This window comes from Mycobacterium sp. NPDC051804, assembly GCF_044452905.1.
Lineage (GTDB): Bacteria > Actinomycetota > Actinomycetes > Mycobacteriales > Mycobacteriaceae > Mycobacterium.
Map to the genome: position 1 here is coordinate 43,714 of NZ_JBITCD010000004.1, position 23,161 is coordinate 66,874.

Here is a 23,161-nt window from a genome sequence, read left to right on the forward strand (position 1 = left end):
CGAGTCCGCGGAAAGTGTTCCGACACGCCGCGGAAATGGTCGGCTTTGCGTCTGTTCGCGCAGCAGAGTTGACGGTGATGACACACCGGCTCGTGACCGCTTACCGGGAAGGCCGCAAGGCCTATCCGGCGACGATCGCGAACCCGTACGCGGGCATCGGTGACCGCACTGTCGCGCGGATGTGGCGGATGGGCTGGCGGCGAGCCGCCGACGACAGCCGCGGAATCCCCACTGAGCAAGAGCGCATCGATCGGCTGGCCGCCGAGATCGATGACTTCCTGGGCTAGCCGCCTCGAGGCGCTGCTGGCCCGGCAGCATCGCGTGATCATCGGCGTCACCGGGTCGCCCGGTGCGGGCAAGACGTCGTTGGCTCTTCAGATCGTGGCGTCAATCGATGACGCTGTGCACGTCCCCATGGACGGCTTTCATCTCTCGGATGCGGAGCTGCGGCGGCTGGGCAGGCTCGACGTCAAGGGCGCGATCGACACCTTCGATGCCGGTGGGTATCTCGCTCTGCTGCAACGTGTCCGCGAGGGTAGCGAGGTCGTTTATGCTCCGGCATTCGACCGCGACATCGAGCAGCCGGTAGCGGGCAGCATTCGCGTCGAGCCCGAGGCGAGGCTCATTGTCACCGAAGGCAACTACCTGTTGGACGACGACGAGCCGTGGCCGCGAGTGCGACAGGCGCTGGACGAGGTGTGGTTTGTCGACTGCCCGCCCGACGAACGTCGACGCCGGCTGACCACACGTCATATCGAGTTCGGCAAGTCACCCGAGCGGGCGCAGGCGTGGGTGCGCGACGTCGACGATCCGAACGCCGAACGGATCGAGCGGGTCCGCCATAAGGCCGACCTAGTGATCTAGCGCATCGAGCGCACGGACGAAATCGTTTGCTTCCCAGTGGTTCAGGAAGTTCGTCATCATCAGCAGACGACTGCGAGCCTGCTCGCTGCCGGCGATCCGCGCGTCGAACCGGTCTGCTACCGGTTCCGGCAGCACCTTCAACAGGTAGGACGGAACGTCGAGGAGCCAGGCCAATCCCATGATCGCGACGTACAGCATCAGATGCTGCTTCACCACCTCTGAGGCCAGCGCGGGCCCACCCGCCCCTCTGAATTCGGAGAGGAACACGTCGAGCAGTTCGTCGAGATACCCGTCCCACATGGAGGTTTCGGCGCTGCACATCGCGCCCCAGATCGCCATGGCCACGTTCATCTGACCGACGCAGCCCCAGTCCATCAGCCCGCATTCGAGCCGCCCATCGCGACCCCAGAACCACGCGTTGTCCACGTTGGCGTTCCAGTGGCACAGCGCCACATAGTCGGAATCCGCCGCCAGCCAACGCCATATCGCCTTCTCGTGCTCCGGGAACCGGATCACCTCGCGCCTGAGCCGGGACAGAAATTCGGGGGAGCGGATGTTGGCGGGCAGGAGTCCGGGCTGGGCGACGGCAAATTCGGCGAGCCGATCGACGCGGCGCTGCAGTTGGTCGGCCGTGTACGCGACGCGGTCGCCGACCGACAGCCGCTCCATGTCGACGGGGAAATGCTCGACGAGTTCCGCGGGTAGCCGGCCCGCTTTGTGCGTGCCCGCGAGCCGTCCCAACGCGCCTAACAGCGCCCGGTAATGCTCGACCGGGTCGGGCATCGCATAGTCCATGCACTTGTCATAGTGCGGTTCGATGCCGTTGTCCCCGTATGGAATTCGATCGGTAATCAGCAGCCCGGTGCCCGACGGTACGTGATAGTCGGCGTACATGCAGTTCGGCACCGCGATGGGAAAGCCGGGAGTCTGGGACAGCAGCGCGAAGCGGACCTCGAACTCCATCTGCGTACGCCCGCCATCGCGGCCGGCGTCGTCGAAGTCCCGGGAGAACTTGACGAACAGATCGGCCGGGAGGTCGTCGCGGTCGTAGTCGACGGACAGCAGTGCTTTGCGACCCGTGCTGCCACCGCGGAACTCCCGAAGCTCGGTGATCGCTGTGACGGTGCCGTCGTTCAGTGCACCCGCGGCACGGAACGCCTCGGTCAGAAAGCGAGCGCCGCCGTCACGCAGCGCGTCGATGTGAGCGGGCATGTCGATGCCGAGGTAGTCGCCCCGCACCCAGCCCACGTCGTTCATCTACGCCCTTAATCCATTGACTCTGCGGTGAGGGCGTGAAAATCAGTAGATTGACCGCCGCACGCGCAGAGTCAACGAACGCTGTCAGCCGATCGCGCGGTCGGCACCCTCCCAGAACTGTGCACGCACCGCCTTCTTGTCCGGCTTGCCGAGTGCGGTCACCGGGACGGAGTCGACGATGATCACCTGCTTGGGCGACTGCACAGAACCCTTGCGCTCCTTGACCGCCGACTGGATCTCGGCCGTCATCGTCGCGATGGCAGCCTCGTCGGACGCCGCGTCGGGGCGCAGCACGACCACCGCCGTCACCGCCTCGCCCCACTTCTCGTCGGGGGTGCCGATGACACAGACCTGCGCGACAGAAGGATGCTCTGCGACAACGTCTTCCACTTCGCGGGGAAAGACGTTGAAGCCGCCGGTGACGATCATGTCCTTGGTCCGGTCGACGATGTACCAGAAGCCGTCCTCGTCCTCGCGGGCCAGGTCGCCGGTGTGCATCCAGCCGTCGCGGAACGTCTCGGCCGTCGCCTCCGGTTTGTTCCAGTAGCCGCCGGACACCAGCGGACCGGACACGCAGATCTCGCCGACCTCGCCCTGCGGCACCGGGTTTCCGTCCGCATCGAGCAGCGCCGTGCGTGCGAAGACCGTCGGCCGCCCGCAGGACGTCAGCCGCTTCTCGTCGTGATCGCCCTTGGGTAGGTACGTGATGACCATCGGCGCCTCGGACTGGCCGTAGTACTGCGCGAAGATCGGGCCGAACCGGTCGATCGCCTCTTTCAGCCGCACCGGGTTCATCGCCGAGGCGCCGTAGTACACCGTCTCCAGCGATGACAGGTCGCGGGTATGGGAGTCCGGATGATCCATCAGCGCGTAGATCATCGACGGCACCAGCATGGTCGCCGTGATCTTCTGCTCTTCGATGGTTTTCAGCACCTCGGCCGGATCGAACTTGGTGAGCACCACCAGTTCGCCGCCCTTGATGATGGTCGGCACGAAGAAGGCCGCGCCCGCGTGCGACAGCGGGGTGCACATCAGGAACTTCGGACGTTCAGGCCATTCCCACTCGGCGAGCTGGATGGTGGTCATGGTGGTGATCGACTGCGCGGTCCCGATGACGCCCTTGGGTTTTCCGGTGGTGCCGCCGGTGTACGCCATTCCACCGATGTGGTCCGGCGGCAGATCAGCGGCGACCAACGGCTTCGGCGAATACTTGGCCGCTTCGGCGGTGAGATCGACACCGACGTCGGCCAGTTCCTCGGGCACCGGTCCGATCGTCAGGACCTGCTTGAGACCGGGGACCTTCTCCAGCAGTCCCTTGGCCCGTTCGACGAACATCGGGTTCGGGTCGATGGTCAGCGACGTGACGCCGGCATCGTTGAGGACGTACGCGTGGTCGTCCAGCGAGCCGAGAGGGTGTAGTGACAGGCGCCGATAGCCCTGCGTCTGGCCGGCACCCAGAATCATCAACACCTCCGGCCGGTTCAGCGCCAGCAAGCCGCTCACGACGCCCGTGCCCGCGCCCAGCGCCTCGAAGGCCTGGATGTACTGGCTGATGCGTTCGGCCAGCTCACCGCCGGTCAATGTGGTGTCGCCGAGGAACAGCACCGGCTTGTCCTTGTTGCGCTTCAGCGCGCCGACGGTGAGGTGTCCGGAGTGGATGGGGTGACGCAGCAGCGAGTCGCTCATGCCTTCAGATTAGAACGTGTTACAGAAACGGTTTCAAGGGCCGGTTAAACGGGCTTCTTCCGATCAGTGAGTGAGCAGCAATTGCGCGAGGCGATCCTGACGTTGGCCGGCGAGCGGGCGCCGGCGAAAACCATCTGTCCGTCGGACGCCGCACGCGCCGTCGGGGGCGCCGACTGGCGCGACCTGATGGAGAGCGCCCGCGATGTTGCGCGGGACCTCGCGAGGGCCGGAGTCGTGGACATCATGCAGCGCGGCGAGGTGATCGACCCGGATACAGAGTGGCGGGGACCGATCCGTATTCGCGCTAGATCGCGGTGACGTTTCAGCAAATTGAAAAGGGCACTTTCTCCGATTTGCTGTCGACGCATTTTCGATGCGTTAGCGTGCGAATGTTCCACCCCGTCAAGGGAGCAGTCATGGGCGAATTAGCTTCGGCGTCAATAATATTGGCCGACACGTCGCCTTTGCCGGCCGCACAAAGGAGCGAACAGTGAGTTGGTCGAATGTCTCCGGAGTCCGCAACGCCATGACGAAAGGAGCCCTCGCCGGTGCGCTCTTTGTCGTAGCCGCGACGGGCGCGGCCGGTCCGGCGATCGCGATGCCCGCCTTCGGCGGAACATCCATCGCGCCGGCGCCGCTCCAGCCGCCGCCTCCGCCGCCTGGACCACCGACCGGGCCGGATGATCCCAGGTGCATCACCCAGCCGACCAACCCGGTGTGCCAGGGCGGCCCGTATGCGCCGCCGCCCCCGCCGGGGCCGCCGCCGCCTCCACCGGGGCCGCCGCCGCCGCCTCCTCCACCGCCGCCGCCCACCATGGGACCGCCCACAGGCCCGGCTGATCCCGCATGCATCAGCCAGCCTGCCAACCCGATATGTGCGGGCGGCCCGTACGGACTGCCAACGCAGCCTCCACCCCCGCCACCCCCACCACCACCGCCTCCGCCACCACCGCCTCCACCACCACCGCCGCCTCCTCCGCCGCCGGTCGTGCCACCGCCTTTGGCGCCACCGCCGCCGCCGATCGCACCGCCACCGATGGCACCCATCGCGCCACCACCGATGGCGCCGATCGCTCCGCCGCCGATGGCACCCACGGGAATGGGTGGAATTGGCGGAATTGGTGGCCCGGCCGGAATCAGCGGCATGGGCGGAATTGGCGGTATTGGAAGCCCAGCCGGAATGGGCGGTATGGGTGGAATCGGTCATATCGGTGGCATGGGCGCCGGTATGGGCGGAATCGGTCATATCGGCGGTATGGGTGGAATCGGTCATATCGGTGGCATGGGCGCCGGTATGGGCGGAATGCCCGGACACATCTGACGAGAGGAACGGCATGACCATCACTCGCGAGATGGCCTCGACGGTCATCCTGGCGGCCGGCCTGGCAATCGGCTCAACAGGTATCGCATCGGCTGACGGTCCACTCCAGCCCTCCCCAGGTGAGCTGAGCGGTACCTACAGCTATACGTCGGACACCGGCAGGGTCAACACGTGGGTAATCACGCCCTGCGGTCCGGGATGCGCGGACGTGGCCGTCACGCCCGTGACCGACCCGAGGGTCAAGCCGTACGGCGGGCGGGCGCTACTGAACGACGGGCGTTGGGGCATGGCTGTGCAGTATTCGGAAGCCGTTCGGTGTAAGCCGCCCAATGACAACGTGACCGTCCCCGGGACAGTGGTGTTTGCATTCGAAGCGGCAACGTTGAATGGCACGGCAGTCAACACGCAGTCGGCGCCGGCGTGCGGCGATCCTGCCGAGGTCACTTACCAAAGCAACTTCAGCCTGGCGAAGATCGCGTAAGCACGACGAGGCAGCGCTGCCTCACGGAGGATGCAGCGCTGCCTCGTACGAAGCCGAGCTGGGTCAGCGGGCGGCGAACTTGTCGGCGTCGGCCCGCGCCTGCACCGCGATCTTTTCGGCCAGCTCGGCCTTCCACTGGATCTCCTTCTGCACCCACGGGTTGTCCTGCGGAAACTCCTCGGTCTCCGATACCCGGCGCACCTCGACCTTGACGCCCTTGCCCAGCGGGATCTTCTGAGCCCACTGCTTGGCCTCCTCCTTCGAGGACACGTCGATGATCCAGAACCCGTTGAACAGCTCCTTGGCTTCGGTGTACGGGCCGTCGGTGACCACCGGGGGGTCGGAGTTGAAGTCGACGACGAAGCCCTCCTCGGGTCCCGTCAGGCCCTCACCGGCCAGCAGTACACCGGCCTTGATGAGCTCTTCGTTGAAACGGCCCATCTCTTCGATGATCTGGTCGAAGTCGATCTCGGCTTCCGCCATGGCCGCCTCGGCCTCGGCGCTGGACCGCATGATCAGCATGTAGCGCGACATTGTTGTCTCCTTCTAGTTGGGAAGGGGCCTCTTGATCTTGCCCTCGTGCATACGTCGAACGGGAACCCACTGAAATCGACACGGCCGGGGAGAAAAATTCATCGAATTTCTTGCAAACCGCTTGAGCTGTGCCGATGCGTCAGAATCGGCCGGGTACGCGTCCCTGTTCACGAAGCCAGCCCTTGCGCGCGGCCGGGTACCACTTGAGTGACGTTGGAACGTAGGGCCACCCGGCGCGGATGCCGGCACGCATCGCGCGGTATCGCCGCTCGTCGCCGCGGCTCCACGAAATGGGCGAACCGATCGCGTACGGATGCAGGCAGTCCGCCGAAAATGACCAGTCGCATGGGCGGCGCCAGCGCCATCCGCACCGGCAGCGTGGGGAGCAACGCGTTGGTCAGCGGTCGTAGCCGCGGATGCGACGGATAGTCCGGCGAGGCGGTCGACCATCCGCTGAAACGTCGCGTGCGCCCACCAGAACGTCTCCGGTTGCAGTGCGTGATAGCGATCCCCGTCGGGGAGCGAGCCCTTGATGTCGCGATGGAAGTCGCGCACCTGCAGTCCGGTCGCATCGGCCTGTTCGCCGTTGTAGATCGTTCCCAGGATCCCGGGTAGCGATCGAAATACTCGGTCGACGGGGTCATCGAAGAAGTCGGAGTGGTCGATCAGTCCCTGCCCGATCGCCGGATGCATGGTCTGGAGGAGCCCTGCGGAGCCGCCCTCGAACGCGATGCGCATATCGCCTGCCCATCGCCACAGCAGCGATTCCGGCCCAAGGGCAATCCGAGACGACCCCGACTGTGCGAACATGATCTGATGCTCACACGAGCAATAACTCGCATTCAATTCGCCTTCTGATGGTGAGGGTCGATCCGGCGCTGCGTAGGACGCCGCGCCAGGAGCGATCCCGCGCGATGGTCGATCGCATCCTCGACGCGGGTCAGCAGATGCTCATTGCCCACGGCTATGACGGCGCGTCCACCAATCGCATCGCCGCGGCCGCGGGAATCAGCCCGGGGTCGCTGTATCAGTACTTTCCGAACAAGGACGCGATCGCTGCGGCCGTGATGGACCGGTACAGCGACGAGTTGTCAGCCCGGGTGCGGCGAGAGTGTCCGAACGCCTCAGCCGGCCGGCTCCGGATTACGTGCGCGAGTCCATCGCCGCACTGCTGGACGCTCTCGACGTTCATCCGGAGTTTCTGCGGGCAGTGATGGAGCAGACGCCACGCCTCGGTGCCCGCAGCAAGCTCATCGCGTTCGAGCAGCGAATCGGCGACCTCACCAAGGCGTATCTGACCATTAATCAGAAGTCGCTGCGGCCCGTCGGATCCCATGACACGGCTGCGTGGATGCTGGTGCGCATGGTCGAGCATCTGTGCGTGCGCTTCGTGCTCGACCAGCCTCCAATCAGTCGGGACGAGTTCATCGACGAGCTCACCACCATGGCGCTGAGCTATCTGCGGCCGTGGCCGACTCCGCCGGAGGGCGGACGCTGACCCGACGAAACGCGAATTGAACGCGAGCTACGGCTCGTGTCAGCATATGGATCGCGGTTGAAGACGCCTGCCTCCCGCGCATGTCTCCGTAGAAAAAGTTAACAAAGCTAACCGTACCTAATAGTATTGAATGCTCCGCGGAGCGTCGGGGACTAGTCGTAAAGTCCTTGCTGGACATGCCGTACGGGCATGGGAATTCCCTGAAGGGACTTCGCAGAAGCGCACTTATGTTAATGACCATTCAGGAAAATCTTGACGTCGAAGGGTCGTCAGCCATAGCGTGTCGTGCGGTAGCGGGGTTGCTATGAAGACACCGACGCGAGATTTCCGGGTCGGTTTCAACGGTGGGAGTGGACGTTGACTCGGCGCAAGCACATGCGAAACGGCGGCTGATCGTCTTGACGCAAGGTTTCGAGGCTGGTGACCGCGCCGCCTGCCGGAAGGGCAAGAGCCGGCGACGCCGATGACGGCCTCGAAGCCATCCAGGACTGGACCGCCGGGTACGTTCGCCGCCACCCGTTGGCCTCGCTGACCACGGTCGGTGACCAATTCGTCCTCGCCGTCCGCACCCTGCAGTACTTGTTCATCGACCTCTTCACCGGTCGCTTCCAATGGCAGGAGTTCATCCGCCAGGGCGCGTTCATGGCCGGCACCGCAGTGCTGCCGACCGTGCTGGTGGCGCTGCCCATCGGGGTCACCCTGTCGATCCAGTTCGCGTTGTTGGCCGGCCAGGTGGGTGCTACGTCGCTGGCCGGCGCGGCCAGCGGGCTCGCCGTCATCCGGCAGGCCGCGTCGCTGACGGCCGCGATTTTGATGGCCGCCGCCGTCGGATCCGCGATCACCGCGGACCTCGGCTCGCGCAAGATGCGCGAAGAGACCGATGCCATGGAGGTCATGGGCGTCTCGGTGATCCGGCGTCTGGTGGTGCCGCGGTTCGCCGCTGCCATCATGGTCGGCGTCGCGCTCACCGGTGTTGTGTGCTTCGTCGGCTTCCTCGCGAGCTACCTGTTCAACGTCTACTTCCAGAACGGTGCACCCGGCAGCTTCGTCGCTACCTTCGCCTCGTTCGCGACCACCGGGGACCTGATCGTCGCACTGGTGAAAGCGGTCATCTTCGGTGCCATCGTTGCCGTGGTCTCGTGTCAGAAGGGTATGTCCACGGTCGGAGGTCCGACCGGTGTCGCCAACTCGGTGAACGCGGCGGTCGTCGAATCGATCCTGATCCTGATGGTCGTCAACGTCGTCATCAGCCAGCTCTACATCATGATGTTTCCGCGGGTGGGGCTGTGACATGGCAGTAGCTCCCTACCGACCCAAGATTTTCGTACCCGCCGTCCGGGTCTATCGGAGATTCAGCACGCCGGTCATCCGGCTCGGACACATGCTGGTGTTCTTCGTGCGGGCGCTGATGGGCATTCCGATCGCCCTGCGTCACTACCGCAAAGAGTTCGTCCGTCTGCTCTCCGATATCGCCTGGGGCAATGGCTCTTTGGTGGTCGGTGGCGGTACGGCCGGCGTCGCGGTCGTGTTGGGTATCACCGTTGGCGCCCTGGTCGGCATCGAGGGCTACAACTTTCTCGACCTGTTGGGCCTCGGCCCGGCGACGGGCATCATCTCGTCTCTGGTCAACACCCGCGAACTCGCTCCGATCGCGGCCTCGCTGGCGTTCGCGACCCAGGCCGGTTGCCGGTTCACCGCCCAGCTGGGGTCGATGCGCATCGCCGAAGAGATCGACGCCCTCGATTCGTTGGCGATCCGGCCCATTCCGTATCTGGTGACGACGCGTCTGATGGCGTCGGTGGTCGCAGTCGTCCCGTTGTACGTCGCATGCCTGGCGGTGAGCTACCTGACGACACAGGTCGTCGTGTACGTCATCAGCGGTGGTTCGACGGGCTCGTACCTGCACTACTTCACGCTGATGCTGTCAGGTCAGGACATCCTCTACTCGTTGATAAAAACCATCATCTTCGTGTGGATCGCCTCGACGGTGCAGTGCTACTACGGCTTCTACGCATCCGGCGGGCCGGAGGGCGTGGGAGTGGCTGCGGGACATGCGATGAGGGCCAGCATCACCGTCGTGATCATGGTCAACATGCTGCTGACGATGGCGCTGTGGTCCGTCGACGCCGGCGCAAGGTTCGGGGGTTAGGTGTCCAATTCCCTTGACCCGGATGGGCGTGGACTGTCCAACCGTCAGCTGCTCGGCTGCGGCGTAGCGCTGCTCGCGGTCGTCGCGCTGGTCACCGGGGCACTGTTGGTGAAGTCGACGGGTCGGCTCGATCCCTACGTCCGAGTGGTCGCCGACCTCGTCAACGTCGGCGACGGCTTGCCCCAGCGGTCCGACGTCAAGTATCACGGTGTGCTCGTCGGCATGGTGAACAGCGTCACGCCGGCCGCCGACGGCAATCCGAACTTCGTCCACATCGACCTCAAACCTGAATACGCACAATCGATTCCGGCTGGCGTGACCGCACGCGTGGTGCCGAGCAACGTGTTCGCGGTGTCGTCGGTGCAGCTCGTCGACAAGGGTGCAGGGGCACCGATCCGCGCCGGAGCCCACATCCCTGAGGACACCGATCTGCCGACGGTCCTGTTCCAGACCACCATCAGCAAGCTGCGCGACATGCTGGCCGCGACCGGGCGTGGTCGTGAGGACAAGACGGTCGGCATCCTCGCTGCGGTGAACGCCGCGACCGAGGGCAAGCGGACCGAATTGCTGGCCTCGGGTGCGCAATTGAACCGATTGATCGATCAGCTCGACTCGATCGTCGTCACCGAGCCCGATGGAACGACGGTGTCCGCGCTCATCGATGCGACGCGCGGACTGCAGGCCACGGCACCCGAGCTTGTCGACTCGCTGCATCAGGCCGTGCAGCCGATGCAGACACTCGTCGAGCAACGCGCCCAGCTCGATTCACTCATCTCCGGCGGCGTACACACCACCGGCACGACGTACACCGCGTTGAACAACCACACCGACCGTCTGGTCAAGATCACCGGCGAGTTGACGCCGGTCGTCGGCGTCCTCGCTCAGACCTCCCACCACTTCGTCCCGGCGTTCGTAAAGCTCAACACCTTGGCCGACAAGTTCTTCAAGGAGGTGTGGATGGCCGATCGCGACGTCGGCAATATGCGCGTCAACGTGACGTTCACGCCCTCCTCCACCTATACGCGTGCAGATTGTCCGCAGTACGGAGAGCTGAAGGGGCCGAGTTGTTTCACGGCGCCGCTCGTTCCGACCCGACCCGAGTTGCCCGATGTGCTGTTGCCGCAGAATTACCAGCCGCCAAAGGATCTGGCACCCCCGCCGGGCACTGTCTTGGGTGAGAACGGCAACCTCGTCGCTGTCGGGCCGCCGTTGATCAACCCAAATCCGAGCCTGGCCGATCCCAATCCGCCATTACCGCAATGGATGCCGCCCTCTGCGCCGGTGCCGGGAACATCCAATCCGGCACTGATACCGACCCAGCCGCCGCCGGTTCCGTTGTCACCACCGGCACCGGTGGCCCCTAAACCATGGTCGGATCCGACCGCTCCGAACACGAGAGACGCAGCGGGTGGCGCACCGCCCGCGCCCGCGCCAGCGCCCGCGCCTGCACCGCCAGTGCTGCCGGCAGAGGCGGCGCCAGCGTCGTACGGCGGAAACGTCGGGCCGGTCGGTAGTCCCCAGGAGCGGGCCCAGTTCAGCGTCCTCACAGGGCAACCCGCGACGAGTGCCACTCAATTGCTGCTCGGACCGCTTGCCCGTGGAACGACAGTCTCGGTCGTGCAGGAGGCTGAATGAGATACCGCGGCGCGCTGATCGGGCTGTCACTGTTCATGGTGGTGGCGCTGGCGTTGACATGGTTGGTCTATGTCACGCTGCGCCGCGACGTCGCGGGCAAGACGGTCCCGTACGCGGCGGTGTTCACCGACGTGTTCGGGCTGCGCGAGGGTGACGACGTCCGGATGGCAGGCGTGCGCGTCGGCCGTGTCGAAAGCATCGAACTGGAAGGAGATCTGGCGAAGGTTTCCTTCGTCGTGCAATCCGATCAGCAGGTACTTGGGACCACCGTCGCGTCGGTGACCTATCAGAACATCGTCGGCCAGCGATATCTCGGCTTGTCGCTGGGCAACCTGGGAGAACCCGGCCCGCTGCCGCCGAACAGTGTCATCCCGGTCGAACGCACCGATCCCTCCTTCGATGTCGGCACCCTGCTCAACGGCTACGAACCGCTGTTCAGCCTGCTGAACCCGCGGGACGCCGACAACCTCACCAAAGGTGTCATCCAGTCGCTGCAAGGAGACGCCGGATCGATCACCGCACTTGTGGACCAGACGTCGCAACTGACCGAATCATTCGCCGGTCGCGACGAGGAACTCGGTGCCGTCATCACCGATCTGAATTCTGTGGTGGCCAACCTGGCCAAGCACAACGACGACCTCGACCATGTCATCACCGAAACCCGTAGCGTCGTCTCCACTTTTGATGCGCGGCGCCCCCAATTGGTCGACTCGATGGGTTCGATGGCCAACGTGGTTCGACAACTGTCGACGATCTCCGATGAGGTGTATCCGTCCTTGAACGAGCTTGTCACCCGAGAGCCGGGATTCGCCTCGCACATGGTGGGCATCGAGCCGCAGCTAGCGTTTACCGGTGCGAATCTGCCATTGCTACTCAAGGGGTTTGCGCGCATCACAGGTGAGGGCGCCTACGCCAACGCGTACCCCTGCGACCTGAACCTCACTGGCTTCTTCCCGGGGCTCAACGACCTGATTCCGATCATCGTCGATGCGGCTTCGCCCGGGCCGGGTACCCAGTACACGCCGAAGTGCAGGAACATGGCCAATGGCTGATCAATCACCGCGGCGGCGCCGAATTCCGTTGGAGGATCGAAACAAGACATGGCTCGGGGTCATCGCCGTCGCAGTGGTGACGGTGGTGATCGGTGCGATGCTGATCGTCAAGGTCGCCAACGTGGGCTATCGCCACTACACCGCGCAGTTCTTACAAGCTGCCGCGCTGCAAGTGGGCAATCCCATCACGATCGCCGGCATCCCGGTCGGTGAGGTCACCAGCATGGAACTGGCGGGCGATTACGTCGAAGCCGGACTCAAGGTCCGCGACGACATCCCCCTCGGTGCGCAGTCCAGTGCGTCCATCAAGATCACCACCATCCTCGGATCCCGCTACCTGTCGTTGCAGCCGGCCGGGGAAGGGTCCTTGCCCAACGACACCTTCGACCTCGAGCACACCGAGGTTCCCTACGATCTGCAGGAGGCGTTGTCCGACGTCACCACCACCTACGAACAGGTTGACTCGGACAAGTTCGCCGAAACGCTTGGCGTCCTCGGAAAGCAGATGCAGACGCTTCCGCCGGTCATTCCGCAGGCGCTGGCCAACACCAAGACGCTGTCGGAAATCATCGCCCAGCGACGCGACCAGTTGGGCTCGCTGCTGAAAACCACTGAGACGGTGACAAACACGTTGCGCCAGCAGCAATCCACTATTGGAAGCCTTGTCAGACAGGGCAATTCGCTGATTGGCGAGTTCGTCGCTAGGCGGGCGACCTTTCACGCCTTGATGGACGCGCTCACCAACCTCGTCCAAACGCTGAGCGGAATCGTCATCGACGACCGGCCAGAACTCGAGGAGTTGCTGCGCAACGTCCATGAGCTGTCCGGCATGCTCGCCCAGCACGACGACTTGCTGCGCAGCACCTTGCAATCCGGTGCCGTTGCACTGCGCAATCTGGCCAATGCCACCGGTAGCGGTAACGCCGTCGGATTCAACGCGCCGGGCGGCTTGCTCGCCGACTCCTGGATGTGTGCCATCAGTGAGCGTGCTGAGCAGTTCAATATGATTCCGTACTACCAGGATTGCAAATGAGAACCAAAGTGCTCGCGGTCGGTGCCGTCCTTCTCGTGGTGGCGGTGGTTAGCGCCGCAGTGGTCTGGCACCTGATGAAGGACCGGTTGGACACCGTCACGCTCACCGCCCAGTTCGACAACGCGGCAGGGCTTTACGAGGACAACACCGTCGCCGTGCTCGGCATGCCGGTGGGCAAGGTCACCAAGATCACGCCCAAGGGCGGATACGTCGAAGTCGAGTTCACCGTCGACAAGGATGTCAAGGTGCCTGCCGACGCCCAGGCGGTGACGATCTCGAACTCGATTCTCACCGACCGCCAGATCGAGCTGACACCGCCATACCGCGGGGGCCCGACGCTGAAGAATGGCGACACCATCGGGTTGAACCGCACCAAGACGCCCGTCGAATTCGCCCGCGTGCTCGACGTCATCGACAAACTGTCGGTTTCGCTGCGCGGCGACGGAAACGGCAACGGCCCGGTGGCCGACCTCGTCAACGCCAGTGCCGCCATCGCAAATGGCAACGGTCAGCAGATGAAGGACTCACTCGGTGAATTGTCGGACGCCCTGCGGCTCAGCGCCGACGGCGGCGCGGTGACGCGTGATCAGCTGACGACCATAATCCGCAACGTCAGTTCGCTGCTCGACGCTGCCGCCGCCAACGATGCGACACTTCGCGAGTTCGGCACGAATGTGAACGTGCTCAGCCAGGTCCTGGCCGACGAGGACCTTGGGAGCGGAACCACCGGGAAGAAGTTGAACGAGGTACTCGTCCAGGCTGGCGAGGTTCTGGAGGCCAACCGCGACGCCATCAAGGGCATCGTCGACAACGCCAACACGGTGTCGGTGACGACCGTCGATCACGAGCGTGATCTCAAAGAGTTCCTGGACCTGGCACCGATGACACTCGACAATTTCTACAACATCGTCGACAAGCGCAATGGCGCACTGCGGGCAAAGGTGCTCACCGATCGGGCACTCTTCGACTCCCATACATTGAAGGAAGTCTGCAATATGATGGGCCTGCGCCAGCTGGGTTGCAGCACAGGCACACTGCAGGACTTCGGGCCCGACTATGGGCTGACCTACATGCTCGACGGCCTCGCCGCGATGGGGCAGAAGTGATCACGGTGCGGCGGACGGCCGCGTTGGCCACGGCCGTGTGCCTAATGGTATCTAGTTGTGCTTCAGAGGGTTTGGCAAGTCTACCGCTACCCGCACCCGGCGTCGGCTCCGGCGGCTACACGCTGACCGCAGTTTTCTCCAACGCGCTCAACCTGCCCGCCAACGCGAAGGTCAAGCTTGCGGGTGCCGATGTCGGGCAACTCGAATCGATGGTGGCCCGCAACTACACCGCCGTGACCACATTGCGCATCATGGACGGGGTTCGGCTGCCGGTGGGCAGCACCGCCGAGCTGCGGTCAGCGACGCCGCTCGGTGACGTGTTCGTCGCGTTGAGGCCGCCGAGCCCCGCCAAACCCGATGCGCCACTTCTGAAGAACGGCGACACCATCGAGCTGGACTCGACGACCGCGGCCGCGACGGTCGAGTCCGTGCTGAGCTCGGCCGCGATCCTGGTGAATGGCGGCGCGGTGCGCAACTTCACCAACATCGTCAACGGCCTCGGCAAGGCGACCGGCGATCAGGGGCAGGCCTTCGGTGCACTGATCAGCAAGACGAACAGCACCCTCGGCACGCTCAATGCCCGCTCGGACCAAATCGCGGCCGCCATGACCGAAACATCGCGGCTCGCTGATGCCATCGAGGCCAAGAACCAGGCGATCACCGATGTGATGACCGAAGCCCGTCCCGCGACCGACACACTGGCCGCCCATACCAGCCAGATCGCCGACCTCGTCGTGCAAGTCGGCTCGGTGTCCGATCAGCTGCGCAAGTTCCCGTCGATCGCGGGTACCGACACCAGCGGCCGGAGTGTGATCGCGGATGCCAACGAAATCGCGCGGTCATGGAACGACGTGGTGCTTACTCCCGACGCAACGCTTCACTCGCTGAACCGGCTGATGCCACCGCTCGTCAAGTCGACCACCAGTAGTGCGATCGCGGTTAACGGCAGCTTCGACCGGCTGGTTCTGGGTTCCATACCCGACATCGGGTTCGCCGGCGATCCCGGGTTGCACGGACCCAAGCGGTACAACTGGCATCAACTCGTGGGTACGGTCCAGTACACGCTGTACCGGTTGCAGGAGCGGATCGTCGGCAAGGGGCCCGGAGTTCCGCAGGTGCCGGTGATCCCCGATCCGGACAATCCCGGACAGGTGATGGTCGCACCGCCGCCACCACCGGGCGTGCTGCCGCCCGCGCCGCCACCACCGCCACCCGGTGTGCAGCCGCCGCCGGCGTCCGTCCCGTTTGTCCCGCCGAGGACGCCATGATCGCCGCCATCGCCAATCGCATCGTCGCCGTTGTGCGCGCGGGTCATCGGCGCAAGGCGTGGCTGTCAGCCGGCGCCTTGATCCTGACGCTGGTCGTGTCCACCGCATACCTTTCTCTTGGTGCGCTGCAGGTGAATCCGATCGCATCGACGTACCGGGTGACCATCGAGCTCCCGGAGTCCGCGGGTCTGCTTCCGAATCAGGATGTCACCCTGCGCGGCGTCCGGGTCGGTCGCGTCGATCGACTCGACATCACACCGGCGGGCGTCAACGCAATCGTCAACGTCACCTCCGCGGTGTCCATCCCGGAGTCCAGCGAGGTACGCGTATCGGGGCTTTCACCGGCGGGTGAGCAGTACATCGACTTCGCGGCTCAGTCCGACGAAGGACCCTATTTGCGCGACGGCGCTGTCATCACCCAGGGCAAGGCCACCGTCCCGGTCAGCCTCGCGGAGCTGCTGGCGAATGCAGACGGCACGCTGGCGCAGGTCGACCCGGCCAAGCTCGAGCTGATCAAGCGTGAACTGAGCCTGAGCAAGGACGGACCGCGCAAGCTTTCCGACATCATCAACGGCGGCACCTTCCTGCTCTCCACTCTCGACTCGGTGCTACCGGAGACCTCCAGCGCGCTGCGCAACAGTCGTACCGTATTCACGCTTGTCGCCGACAAGAACGCCGGAATCAACGTCGCCTCAGGCAATCTCAGCGAGACCTTCACCGGGATCAACAAGATGCGCGACGGCTACCGCCGACTCACCAACGAGGGACCGAACACCCTGTCGGACGTCGATGCTCTATTCGCCGACAATTCCGACACCATGGTGCAACTGCTCGGCAACCTGACCACCACATCGCGACTGCTCTACCTTCGAGTGCCTGCGCTGAATGCGCTGTTCCCGACGCACCGCACGTCGGTACTGGACGCGGTCGGCAGCGCCTTGCACGACAACGGACTGTGGGCGACGGCCGACCCCTATCCGATGTACTTCTGCGACTACGGAACGCCGCGTCTGCCACCGTCTGCGGCCGACTATCCCGAGCCGTTCATGTACACCTACTGTCGAGACGACCATCCGGGTGTGCTGATCCGCGGAGCGAAGAATGCGCCGCGGCCCGCCGACGACGACACCGCAGGGCCGCCGCAGGGTGCCGACCTCGGCCGTCAGACCGACCCGACACCCAAGGGCCGCTTTACGATTCCCACGCCCTACGGCGGCCCAACCCTGCCCATCGAGCCGCCGCGCTGAGTGATCAGAGGAGATGACGATGTCAGTGACGACCGATAAAGACCGGGAGAACGACACAGCCGACGAGCTGGAGCCCGACGAAACAACCGAGAAGGCCGACGCCGAGACCGACGAAACCGACGCTGAAGACGCCGACAATGACGGTAAAACCGACGACACCGACAACGACGACACCGAGCCGGCCACCGATCGCCAGTGGGGTCGTCGGCTGCGCATCGGTGCTGTTGTCGCGATATTCATTGCTGCACTAGGCACTTCGGGCTTTCTCGGCTGGCAGCTCTGGCAGGAGAAGCAGGTCGATCAGGCGAGCCAGCAAGCCCAACAGGCGGCCGTCACCTACGCGCAGATCTTGACGAGCATCGACTCCAACAAGGTCGACGAAAACTTCGCCCAGGTTCTCGATGGCTCGACCGGCGAGTTCAAGGACATGTACTCGCAGTCGAGTGTGCAGCTGCGCCAGCTGCTCATCGACAACAAGGCGACCGCGCACGGTGTCGTCCTGGATTCGGCGGTGCAATCCGCGTCCAAGGACAAGGTCGTGGTGCTGCTGTTCGTCGACCAGTCGGTGTCCAACACCAGCGTGCCCGACCCGCGGGTAGACCGCAGCAGGATCAAGATGACGATGGAGAACGTCGACGGTCAGTGGCGCGCAAGCAAAGTCGAGCTACCGTGATCGTGCGCTCCCTGAGACTGGGTAGCGCGATAGCTCTGGCGGTTGCGGCCGTCGTCGCCACCGCACCCGCCGCGTCGGCTTCAGCGCCGGACCTATGCGGCCAGCTTGGCGGGATGTGGGACGGGCAGTTCTGTAGCACGTCGGTCGAGTCGGAACGCAAGGCGACCCGCAACATCAAGATGGCGTTGCCCGGCGACCTGGTGGAAAACCCCACCATCCGGGAGTACCTGACCAACCTCATGAACAACTGGCGCAACGCGGCGACCAAGATGGCCGCCGACAGCTTCGGCGAGGAGCAGTTCCAGATCTTTCACCGCGGCGACGCGATGACGGTCGTTTTTCACGAGATGTATTCAGGCACCTTCGGTACCGACGCCCTCGCACATCCGAACGCGCCCATCATCAGCGACGCCTACCGCACCTTCACCTTCGCGGGCGGACGACAGTTGAAGCTGGCCGACCTGTTCAAACCGGGAGTCGACCATGCGGCCGAAATACCGCGTTTAGGTGCGCCGTTCATCGTCGCGGCCCTCGATGCCGCACCGCCGCCGCACCAGCCGGGCACCTATCCGTTCACCCCGGACCGCTGGACCCCGGACAAGGTCTACTCCGGCGGCTACCGAGCGTGGGCCCTGACACCCGACGAGCTGATTCTCTACATGCCCGACTATCCGGTCGGCCACGACACCCCGTTGGACTACACGATCGGCCGCATGCAGTGGGCGATGGACGGCGGCACCGTACAGGCCCGCATTCCGCTCGCGGCGTTGGCGCCGGTGTTGCGTCCCGAGTTCGGCGGGGCCTGACTCTTCCCGGGCCGATTAACGCCACGGCCACGCTCGGTCGGGTCATACTTTGCGGATGCCCTTCGCTGACTTGGTAATTAACGCGACCGTTCTTACCGTCGACGACGCACGGCCCACCGCCGAATCGATCGCCGTATCCGACGGTCGCATCGTCGCGGTCGGTGACAGATCTGAGGTCGAAGCCTGGATCGGTCCGGACACGCACACGGAGGACCTCGGCGAGGCATGTGTCATGCCCGGCCTCGTAGAGGCCCACGGGCATCCGCTGATGGAGGCCATCGTGCTGTCCGACCGGATGGTCGACATCCGACCCGTCACGCTGCCGAACGCCGCCGACGTGGTCGCCGCCATCAAAGCGGAGACCGCCAAACGCGGGGCCGAGGGCGCCTACCTCAATGGCTGGGACCCGCTGTTGCAGGCTGGGTTGCCGGAACCGACGCTCGAGTGGCTGAACAGTGTCGCCCCCGACTCGCCGCTGGTGATCATTCACAACTCCGGACACAAAGCGTTCTTCAATACCGCCGCCGCCCACAGGGCGGGCGTCACGCGCGAGACGCCGGACCCGAAGGGAGCCCGTTACGGCCACGACGCCGACGGCGAGCTAGACGGCACCGCAGAGGAGGCCGGCGCGGTGTTCAGCCTGCTCACCGGTGCGATCGAGCCGAGCGATTACCCAGCGATGCTGCACGCCGAGCTCCGCAGGCTCAACAGCGTCGGCCTCACAACGTGCTCGGAGATGGCGTTCGAGCCGGCGTTCCGGCCGATACTCGAGCAGTTGCGCAACGACCTCACAGTGCGGCTACGGGTCTACGAGGTTTCGAACGAGGCGATGACGACAGACCAGACCCCGGTCAACGGTGACGACCTGCTTCGGCAGGTCGGCATCAAGATCTGGGTCGATGGCTCACCGTGGATCGGCAACATCGATTTGTCGTTTCCGTACCTCGATACCGATGCCGTTCGCGCAATCGGCGTGGTTCCCGGCTCGTGCGGGCATGCCAACTACACCCCCGAACAGCTCACCGAGATCGTCGGAACCTATTTCCCGAAGGGCTGGCCGATGGCCTGCCACGTGCAGGGTGACGCCGGTGTCGACACGATCCTCGACATCTACGAAGACGTCTTGCGCAAGTACCCGCGCGATGACCACCGGCTGCGCCTCGAACACGTGGGCGCGATCCGGGACGAGCAGCTGCGGCGGGCCCACGATCTCGGTGTCACCTGCAGCATCTTCGTCGACCAGATTCACTATTGGGGCGACATCATCGTCGATGGTCTGTTCGGTGCCGAGCATGGGACACGTTGGATGCCATGTAATTCCGCGCTGCAGACCGGGATGCGCATTTCGCTGCACAACGACCCGCCGGTCACGCCCGAGGAACCGCTGCGCAACATCAGCGTGGCGGCCACCCGGGTGGCGCCGAGCGGGCGTGTGATCGGACCCGAGGAACGGATCACGGTCGAGCAGGCCATCCGCGCGCAGACCATAGACGCGGCCTGGCAGTTGTTCTCCGACGACGTGATCGGCTCACTTGAGGTGGGCAAGTACGCGGACATGGTCGTGCTCTCGGCGGACCCGAGAGCAGTCCCGCCGGAGCAGATTGCCGACCTCGAAGTGCGTGCGACCTATCTGGCGGGCAAGCAGGTCTACGGACAATGACGCGGCCGGACGCCGATGTTCACGGCGCCCGGCCGACGATGGCGGGACTTGCCGCGACGATGACCGTCGTCGCGATGGGTCTGGGGTACAGCATCACTGCGGCCGATCCAACGATCCTGTCCGCCAACATCTCCGAAGTCACCGCCGGCCTGCACATGTCGCCGCGTACCGCGAGTTTTGTGGCCAGCCTGGCCACCCTGACTCTCGCCGCCGCTGTGTTGGGTGCGGGTGCATTGGGCGACCTTAACGGCATGCGCCGGATGTTCACGGTGGGCCTGTTCGGCACCATCGCCTTTGGTGTTCTGGCGGCCGCGGCCCCGAACGTCTCGGTGCTGATAGCCGCTCGCGCCGGCATCGGTGTGGCATTCGCTTTTTTGCTGGGGTTGTCGCTGGCGCTCATCAACGCCGTCTTTCCTCCGGAACGGCGCGCCGCGGCGATCGCGCTCTACCTCGGCACGGGTTTCGCGCTGACGACGCCGATGCCCGCGTTGGGTAGCGTGCTGGCCGAGCAGTTCGGTTGGCGAACCGGGTTTCTGGTTGCCCCCGTCGCGGCGTTGGCCGCGCTGGCGATCGTGGTGCGCTTCGTGCCGGAGACACTGCGCGCACCGCGGCGCCTCGACGTTGTTGGACTCGTTCTCGTTGCCGTCGCGCTGCTGGCGCTGGTGTACGGCATTTCAGAGTTGCAGGGCGGCCCGCGCGCCGACGCGTTCGTCTGCATCGCGGCAGGGGCGGTCGCGGCCGTGCTCTTCGTTGTGTGGGAGATCCGCACGCCCGACCCGGCTCTGGACGTGCGCGTTTTTCGCTCCGCCCGATTCAACGCCGCGTTAACCGCTGGGGCGACATTTAACTTCCTGACCGGGGGATCCACGATTCTGTTCGCGTTCTATCTGGTCACCGTGCGCGGCGCTTCGCCGGCGATACTCGGTCTGCTGCTGGTGCCTGCTACGGTATTGCAGGCGTTGGCCGCTACTGGATCAGGCCGTGCCGCAACAAGATTCGGTGACCGTTCGGTTCTGATCGTCGGTCTGCTGCTACTGCTCGCCGGACTTCTGACGTTGACGTCTCTCGATGAGAACACTTCGCTGGCAATACTTTTCGTTGCCATTGCACTTAATGCAGTCGGCGGAGCGATCGTGCAGACCCCGCAGTCCACGATCATGATGTCCAGCGCACCTCCGGACCTCGGCGGCTCGGTGTCAGCGGTCAAGGCGGCTGTCGGCCAGGCCGGATATTCGTTGGGCCCCGCGTTGTTCGCGCTTGTCGGCACCGGGTTGTTCACCCAGGATGCGATGCGACGGCTCGCCGGCTCCGATATCAGCCTCGCCGAGGCCCGGGAGGCATTTCGTGTTGCGCACGGCACGTCGGTGGCATCGACCGGTGGATCGAACATCGTTGACCCGCAACGAGCCCGGGAGGTGGTCGAGGGCGCGACCGCCAGCATGGTCGACGCGATCCACACCCTCAGTCTCATGATGGCCGCCGTCCCGGTCATCGCGATCGTGCTCGCCCTAGTACTGCTGCGTCCGCATTCAGAACAGGAGCTGTGATGTCCGAACCCCCACCGCATCGCCATGCCGCGCCGGAACCGCATAGGCACGCCGCACCAAATCCATGGACGACGATCCGGACTCCGCGGTTCTGGCTGACGCCGATTGTCGCGTCCTTGGTCGTCTTCTCGGCGCTGGCGCTGCTGTACCTGGCGGGAATCCTCAACCCGACACCGAATTTGCGGCATTTCCCGGTTGCGGTCGTGAATTCCGACGCCGGCGCCGACGGCAAGCAGATCGTGGACGGGTTGGTGTCGGGACTGAACCCGGACCAGTTCGACGTGAGGGTCTTGTCGGAAGACGAGGCCAGGTCGGAGTTGGGGCGGGCGGAGATCTACGGACTCGTCCAGATTCCGTCCGATTTCTCGGCGAAGTTGCAGGCACTTGGGCAGGGTGCGCTGCGGCCAGGTCAGGTGACCCGGCCGGTCATCACGATCTCCACCAATCCCCGGGCCGGCGAATTGGGCTCCAGCATCGCCGGGTTGACGTTGGGCAAGGCGGTCAACGAGATGAGTGACAAGATCGGCCAACGCATTTCCGCGCAGGTGGCAAAGGTCAGTGGCGCACCGTTGCCCGGTGGCGTGTCGCTCGCGCTGACCAGCCCTGTCGATGTTCAGGTCAACGACTTCGAGCCGCTGCCGGGCGGCACCGGCAACGGTCTGTCGGCTTTCTATTACGCGTTGCTGCTGTTGCTTGCAGGGTTCACCGGCAGCATCCTGGTGAGCTCACTCGTCGACTCGATGCTCGGCTTCGTACCCGCCGAACTCGGTCCCATGTACCGGTTCGCCGAGCGGGTCACGATTTCGCGGTTCCACACGCTGCTTGTCAAATGGGGGCTGATGGTGATCATGGCTGTACTCACGTCCGCGGCATACATCGGTATCGCGGCCGCATTGGGCATGCCCATACCGAACGCGTGGACCCTCTGGGCATACGGCGCGTTCACTATTGCAGCCGTCGGAATCACGTCGACGTCGTTGATCGCTGTGTTGGGTTCGGTTGGGCTGTTGGTGAACCTGTTCATCTTCGTCATGCTGGGCCTCCCGTCCAACGGCGCCACCATTCCGCTGGAAGCAGCTCCCCGGATCTTTGGATGGCTGGCGAAGTTCGAACCCATGCATCAAGTCTTCCTTGGCGCGCGGGCGCTGCTCTACTTCGATGGTCGTGCCGATGCCGGGCTCACTCATTCGCTGACGATGTCGGCTATCGGCCTGCTCATCGGGCTCTTGATCGGCGGTGTGATGACCCGCATCTACGACCGTCGAGGCCTGCAACGCAGCCACACCGTGACCAACGACACGTAAGCGGTCGGATTGGCCGAAACACAGGTGCCGCTACCGGTCG

General features: G+C 64.6%; 22 protein-coding genes and 2 pseudogenes. 20 read left to right on the top strand and 4 right to left on the bottom strand.

The annotated features are described in order from the left end of the window. The first annotated feature begins 77 nt into the window (after positions 1–77). A complete protein-coding gene (locus tag ACIA48_RS15640) occupies positions 78–287 on the top strand; it encodes a hypothetical protein (protein ID WP_396733024.1) in 210 nt (69 codons plus the stop codon). Continuing rightward, entirely contained in the window at positions 271–864 is a 594-nt protein-coding gene (locus tag ACIA48_RS15645) for a nucleoside/nucleotide kinase family protein (protein WP_396733027.1), read from the top strand. The genes ACIA48_RS15640 and ACIA48_RS15645 overlap by 17 nt, the downstream gene beginning before the upstream one ends. Here ACIA48_RS15645 and ACIA48_RS15650 read toward each other — a convergent pair. Together ACIA48_RS15650 and fadD8 are read right to left on the bottom strand one after the other, a co-directional pair. Continuing rightward, complete coding sequence (locus tag ACIA48_RS15650; RefSeq protein ID WP_396733029.1) at positions 853–2,121, bottom strand: hypothetical protein; 1,269 nt, start codon at positions 2,119–2,121, stop codon at positions 853–855. The two genes, ACIA48_RS15645 and ACIA48_RS15650, sit on opposite strands and share 12 nt — an antisense overlap. Positions 2,122–2,205: 84 nt before the next feature. Beyond that, on the bottom strand, positions 2,206–3,807 hold the full coding sequence (fadD8, locus tag ACIA48_RS15655) for a fatty-acid--CoA ligase FadD8 (protein ID WP_396733032.1): 1,602 nt from the start codon (positions 3,805–3,807) through the stop codon (positions 2,206–2,208). Between the two features lie 66 nt (positions 3,808–3,873). Here fadD8 and ACIA48_RS15660 point away from each other — a divergent pair, with 66 nt between their 5' ends. The 3 genes from ACIA48_RS15660 to ACIA48_RS15670 all read left to right on the top strand — a co-directional run bounded on the left by ACIA48_RS15660 (position 3,874) and on the right by ACIA48_RS15670 (position 5,609). Beyond that, positions 3,874–4,125 (top strand): DUF3253 domain-containing protein, encoded by a 252-nt coding sequence (locus ACIA48_RS15660; RefSeq protein WP_396733035.1) that lies wholly within the window; start codon positions 3,874–3,876, stop codon positions 4,123–4,125. 172 nt (positions 4,126–4,297) lie between these two features. Beyond that, positions 4,298–5,128 (top strand): hypothetical protein, encoded by an 831-nt coding sequence (locus tag ACIA48_RS15665; RefSeq protein WP_396733038.1) that lies wholly within the window; start codon positions 4,298–4,300, stop codon positions 5,126–5,128. Between the two features lie 13 nt (positions 5,129–5,141). Next, positions 5,142–5,609: a hypothetical protein gene (locus ACIA48_RS15670; RefSeq protein ID WP_396733040.1), complete on the top strand. Its 468-nt coding sequence runs from the start codon at positions 5,142–5,144 to the stop codon at positions 5,607–5,609. A gap of 63 nt (positions 5,610–5,672) precedes the next feature. Here the strand turns inward: ACIA48_RS15670 and ACIA48_RS15675 are convergent, their stop codons facing one another. After that, positions 5,673–6,143, bottom strand: a complete 471-nt coding sequence (locus ACIA48_RS15675; protein WP_396733042.1) for a YciI family protein — start codon at positions 6,141–6,143, stop codon at positions 5,673–5,675. 139 nt (positions 6,144–6,282) lie between these two features. Beyond that, positions 6,283–6,953: pseudogene (locus ACIA48_RS15680) on the bottom strand (oxygenase MpaB family protein). 50 nt (positions 6,954–7,003) lie between these two features. Between ACIA48_RS15680 and ACIA48_RS15685 the strand changes: the two are divergent. The 15 genes and pseudogenes from ACIA48_RS15685 to ACIA48_RS15755 all read left to right on the top strand — a co-directional run. Then, positions 7,004–7,357, top strand: a complete 354-nt coding sequence (locus ACIA48_RS15685; protein ID WP_396733044.1) for a TetR/AcrR family transcriptional regulator — start codon at positions 7,004–7,006, stop codon at positions 7,355–7,357. After that, a complete protein-coding gene (locus ACIA48_RS15690; RefSeq protein ID WP_396733047.1) occupies positions 7,255–7,641 on the top strand; it encodes a hypothetical protein in 387 nt (128 codons plus the stop codon). The genes ACIA48_RS15685 and ACIA48_RS15690 overlap by 103 nt, the downstream gene beginning before the upstream one ends. 420 nt (positions 7,642–8,061) lie before the next feature. Further along, positions 8,062–8,931 carry an MlaE family ABC transporter permease gene (locus ACIA48_RS15695; protein WP_396733050.1) on the top strand — a complete coding sequence of 290 codons (870 nt, stop codon included), beginning with the start codon at positions 8,062–8,064 and terminating at the stop codon, positions 8,929–8,931. A gap of 1 nt (position 8,932) precedes the next feature. Then, entirely contained in the window at positions 8,933–9,790 is an 858-nt protein-coding gene (locus ACIA48_RS15700) for an MlaE family ABC transporter permease (protein ID WP_396733053.1), read from the top strand. Further along, complete coding sequence (locus ACIA48_RS15705) at positions 9,791–11,425, top strand: MlaD family protein (RefSeq protein WP_396733056.1); 1,635 nt, start codon at positions 9,791–9,793, stop codon at positions 11,423–11,425. Next, positions 11,422–12,477: an MCE family protein gene (locus ACIA48_RS15710; RefSeq protein WP_396733059.1), complete on the top strand. Its 1,056-nt coding sequence runs from the start codon at positions 11,422–11,424 to the stop codon at positions 12,475–12,477. The genes ACIA48_RS15705 and ACIA48_RS15710 overlap by 4 nt, the downstream gene beginning before the upstream one ends. Then, positions 12,470–13,510 carry an MCE family protein gene (locus ACIA48_RS15715; RefSeq protein ID WP_396733062.1) on the top strand — a complete coding sequence of 347 codons (1,041 nt, stop codon included), beginning with the start codon at positions 12,470–12,472 and terminating at the stop codon, positions 13,508–13,510. Before ACIA48_RS15710 ends, ACIA48_RS15715 begins: the two co-directional genes overlap by 8 nt. After that, positions 13,507–14,616: an MCE family protein gene (locus ACIA48_RS15720; RefSeq protein WP_396733065.1), complete on the top strand. Its 1,110-nt coding sequence runs from the start codon at positions 13,507–13,509 to the stop codon at positions 14,614–14,616. Before ACIA48_RS15715 ends, ACIA48_RS15720 begins: the two co-directional genes overlap by 4 nt. A gap of 44 nt (positions 14,617–14,660) precedes the next feature. After that, the gene (locus tag ACIA48_RS15725; RefSeq protein WP_396733068.1) at positions 14,661–15,884 is read left to right on the top strand and encodes an MCE family protein; all 1,224 of its coding nucleotides are present in this window, start codon (positions 14,661–14,663) and stop codon (positions 15,882–15,884) included. Then, positions 15,881–17,131: an MlaD family protein gene (locus tag ACIA48_RS15730; RefSeq protein WP_396733071.1), complete on the top strand. Its 1,251-nt coding sequence runs from the start codon at positions 15,881–15,883 to the stop codon at positions 17,129–17,131. Before ACIA48_RS15725 ends, ACIA48_RS15730 begins: the two co-directional genes overlap by 4 nt. A gap of 13 nt (positions 17,132–17,144) precedes the next feature. Beyond that, positions 17,145–17,804 carry a DUF3329 domain-containing protein gene (locus tag ACIA48_RS15735; RefSeq protein WP_396733073.1) on the top strand — a complete coding sequence of 220 codons (660 nt, stop codon included), beginning with the start codon at positions 17,145–17,147 and terminating at the stop codon, positions 17,802–17,804. Between the two features lie 11 nt (positions 17,805–17,815). Next, positions 17,816–18,610 (top strand): RsiV family protein, encoded by a 795-nt coding sequence (locus ACIA48_RS15740; protein ID WP_396734996.1) that lies wholly within the window; start codon positions 17,816–17,818, stop codon positions 18,608–18,610. A 55-nt stretch (positions 18,611–18,665) separates the two neighbouring features. Beyond that, positions 18,666–20,270: an amidohydrolase gene (locus tag ACIA48_RS15745; RefSeq protein ID WP_396733076.1), complete on the top strand. Its 1,605-nt coding sequence runs from the start codon at positions 18,666–18,668 to the stop codon at positions 20,268–20,270. Continuing rightward, entirely contained in the window at positions 20,267–21,817 is a 1,551-nt protein-coding gene (locus ACIA48_RS15750; protein ID WP_396733078.1) for an MFS transporter, read from the top strand. Before ACIA48_RS15745 ends, ACIA48_RS15750 begins: the two co-directional genes overlap by 4 nt. Then, a pseudogene (locus ACIA48_RS15755) lies at positions 21,817–23,094 on the top strand (ABC transporter permease); the annotation flags it as partial. The gene ACIA48_RS15750 and the pseudogene ACIA48_RS15755, both read left to right, overlap by 1 nt. Positions 23,095–23,161: the final 67 nt, after the last annotated feature.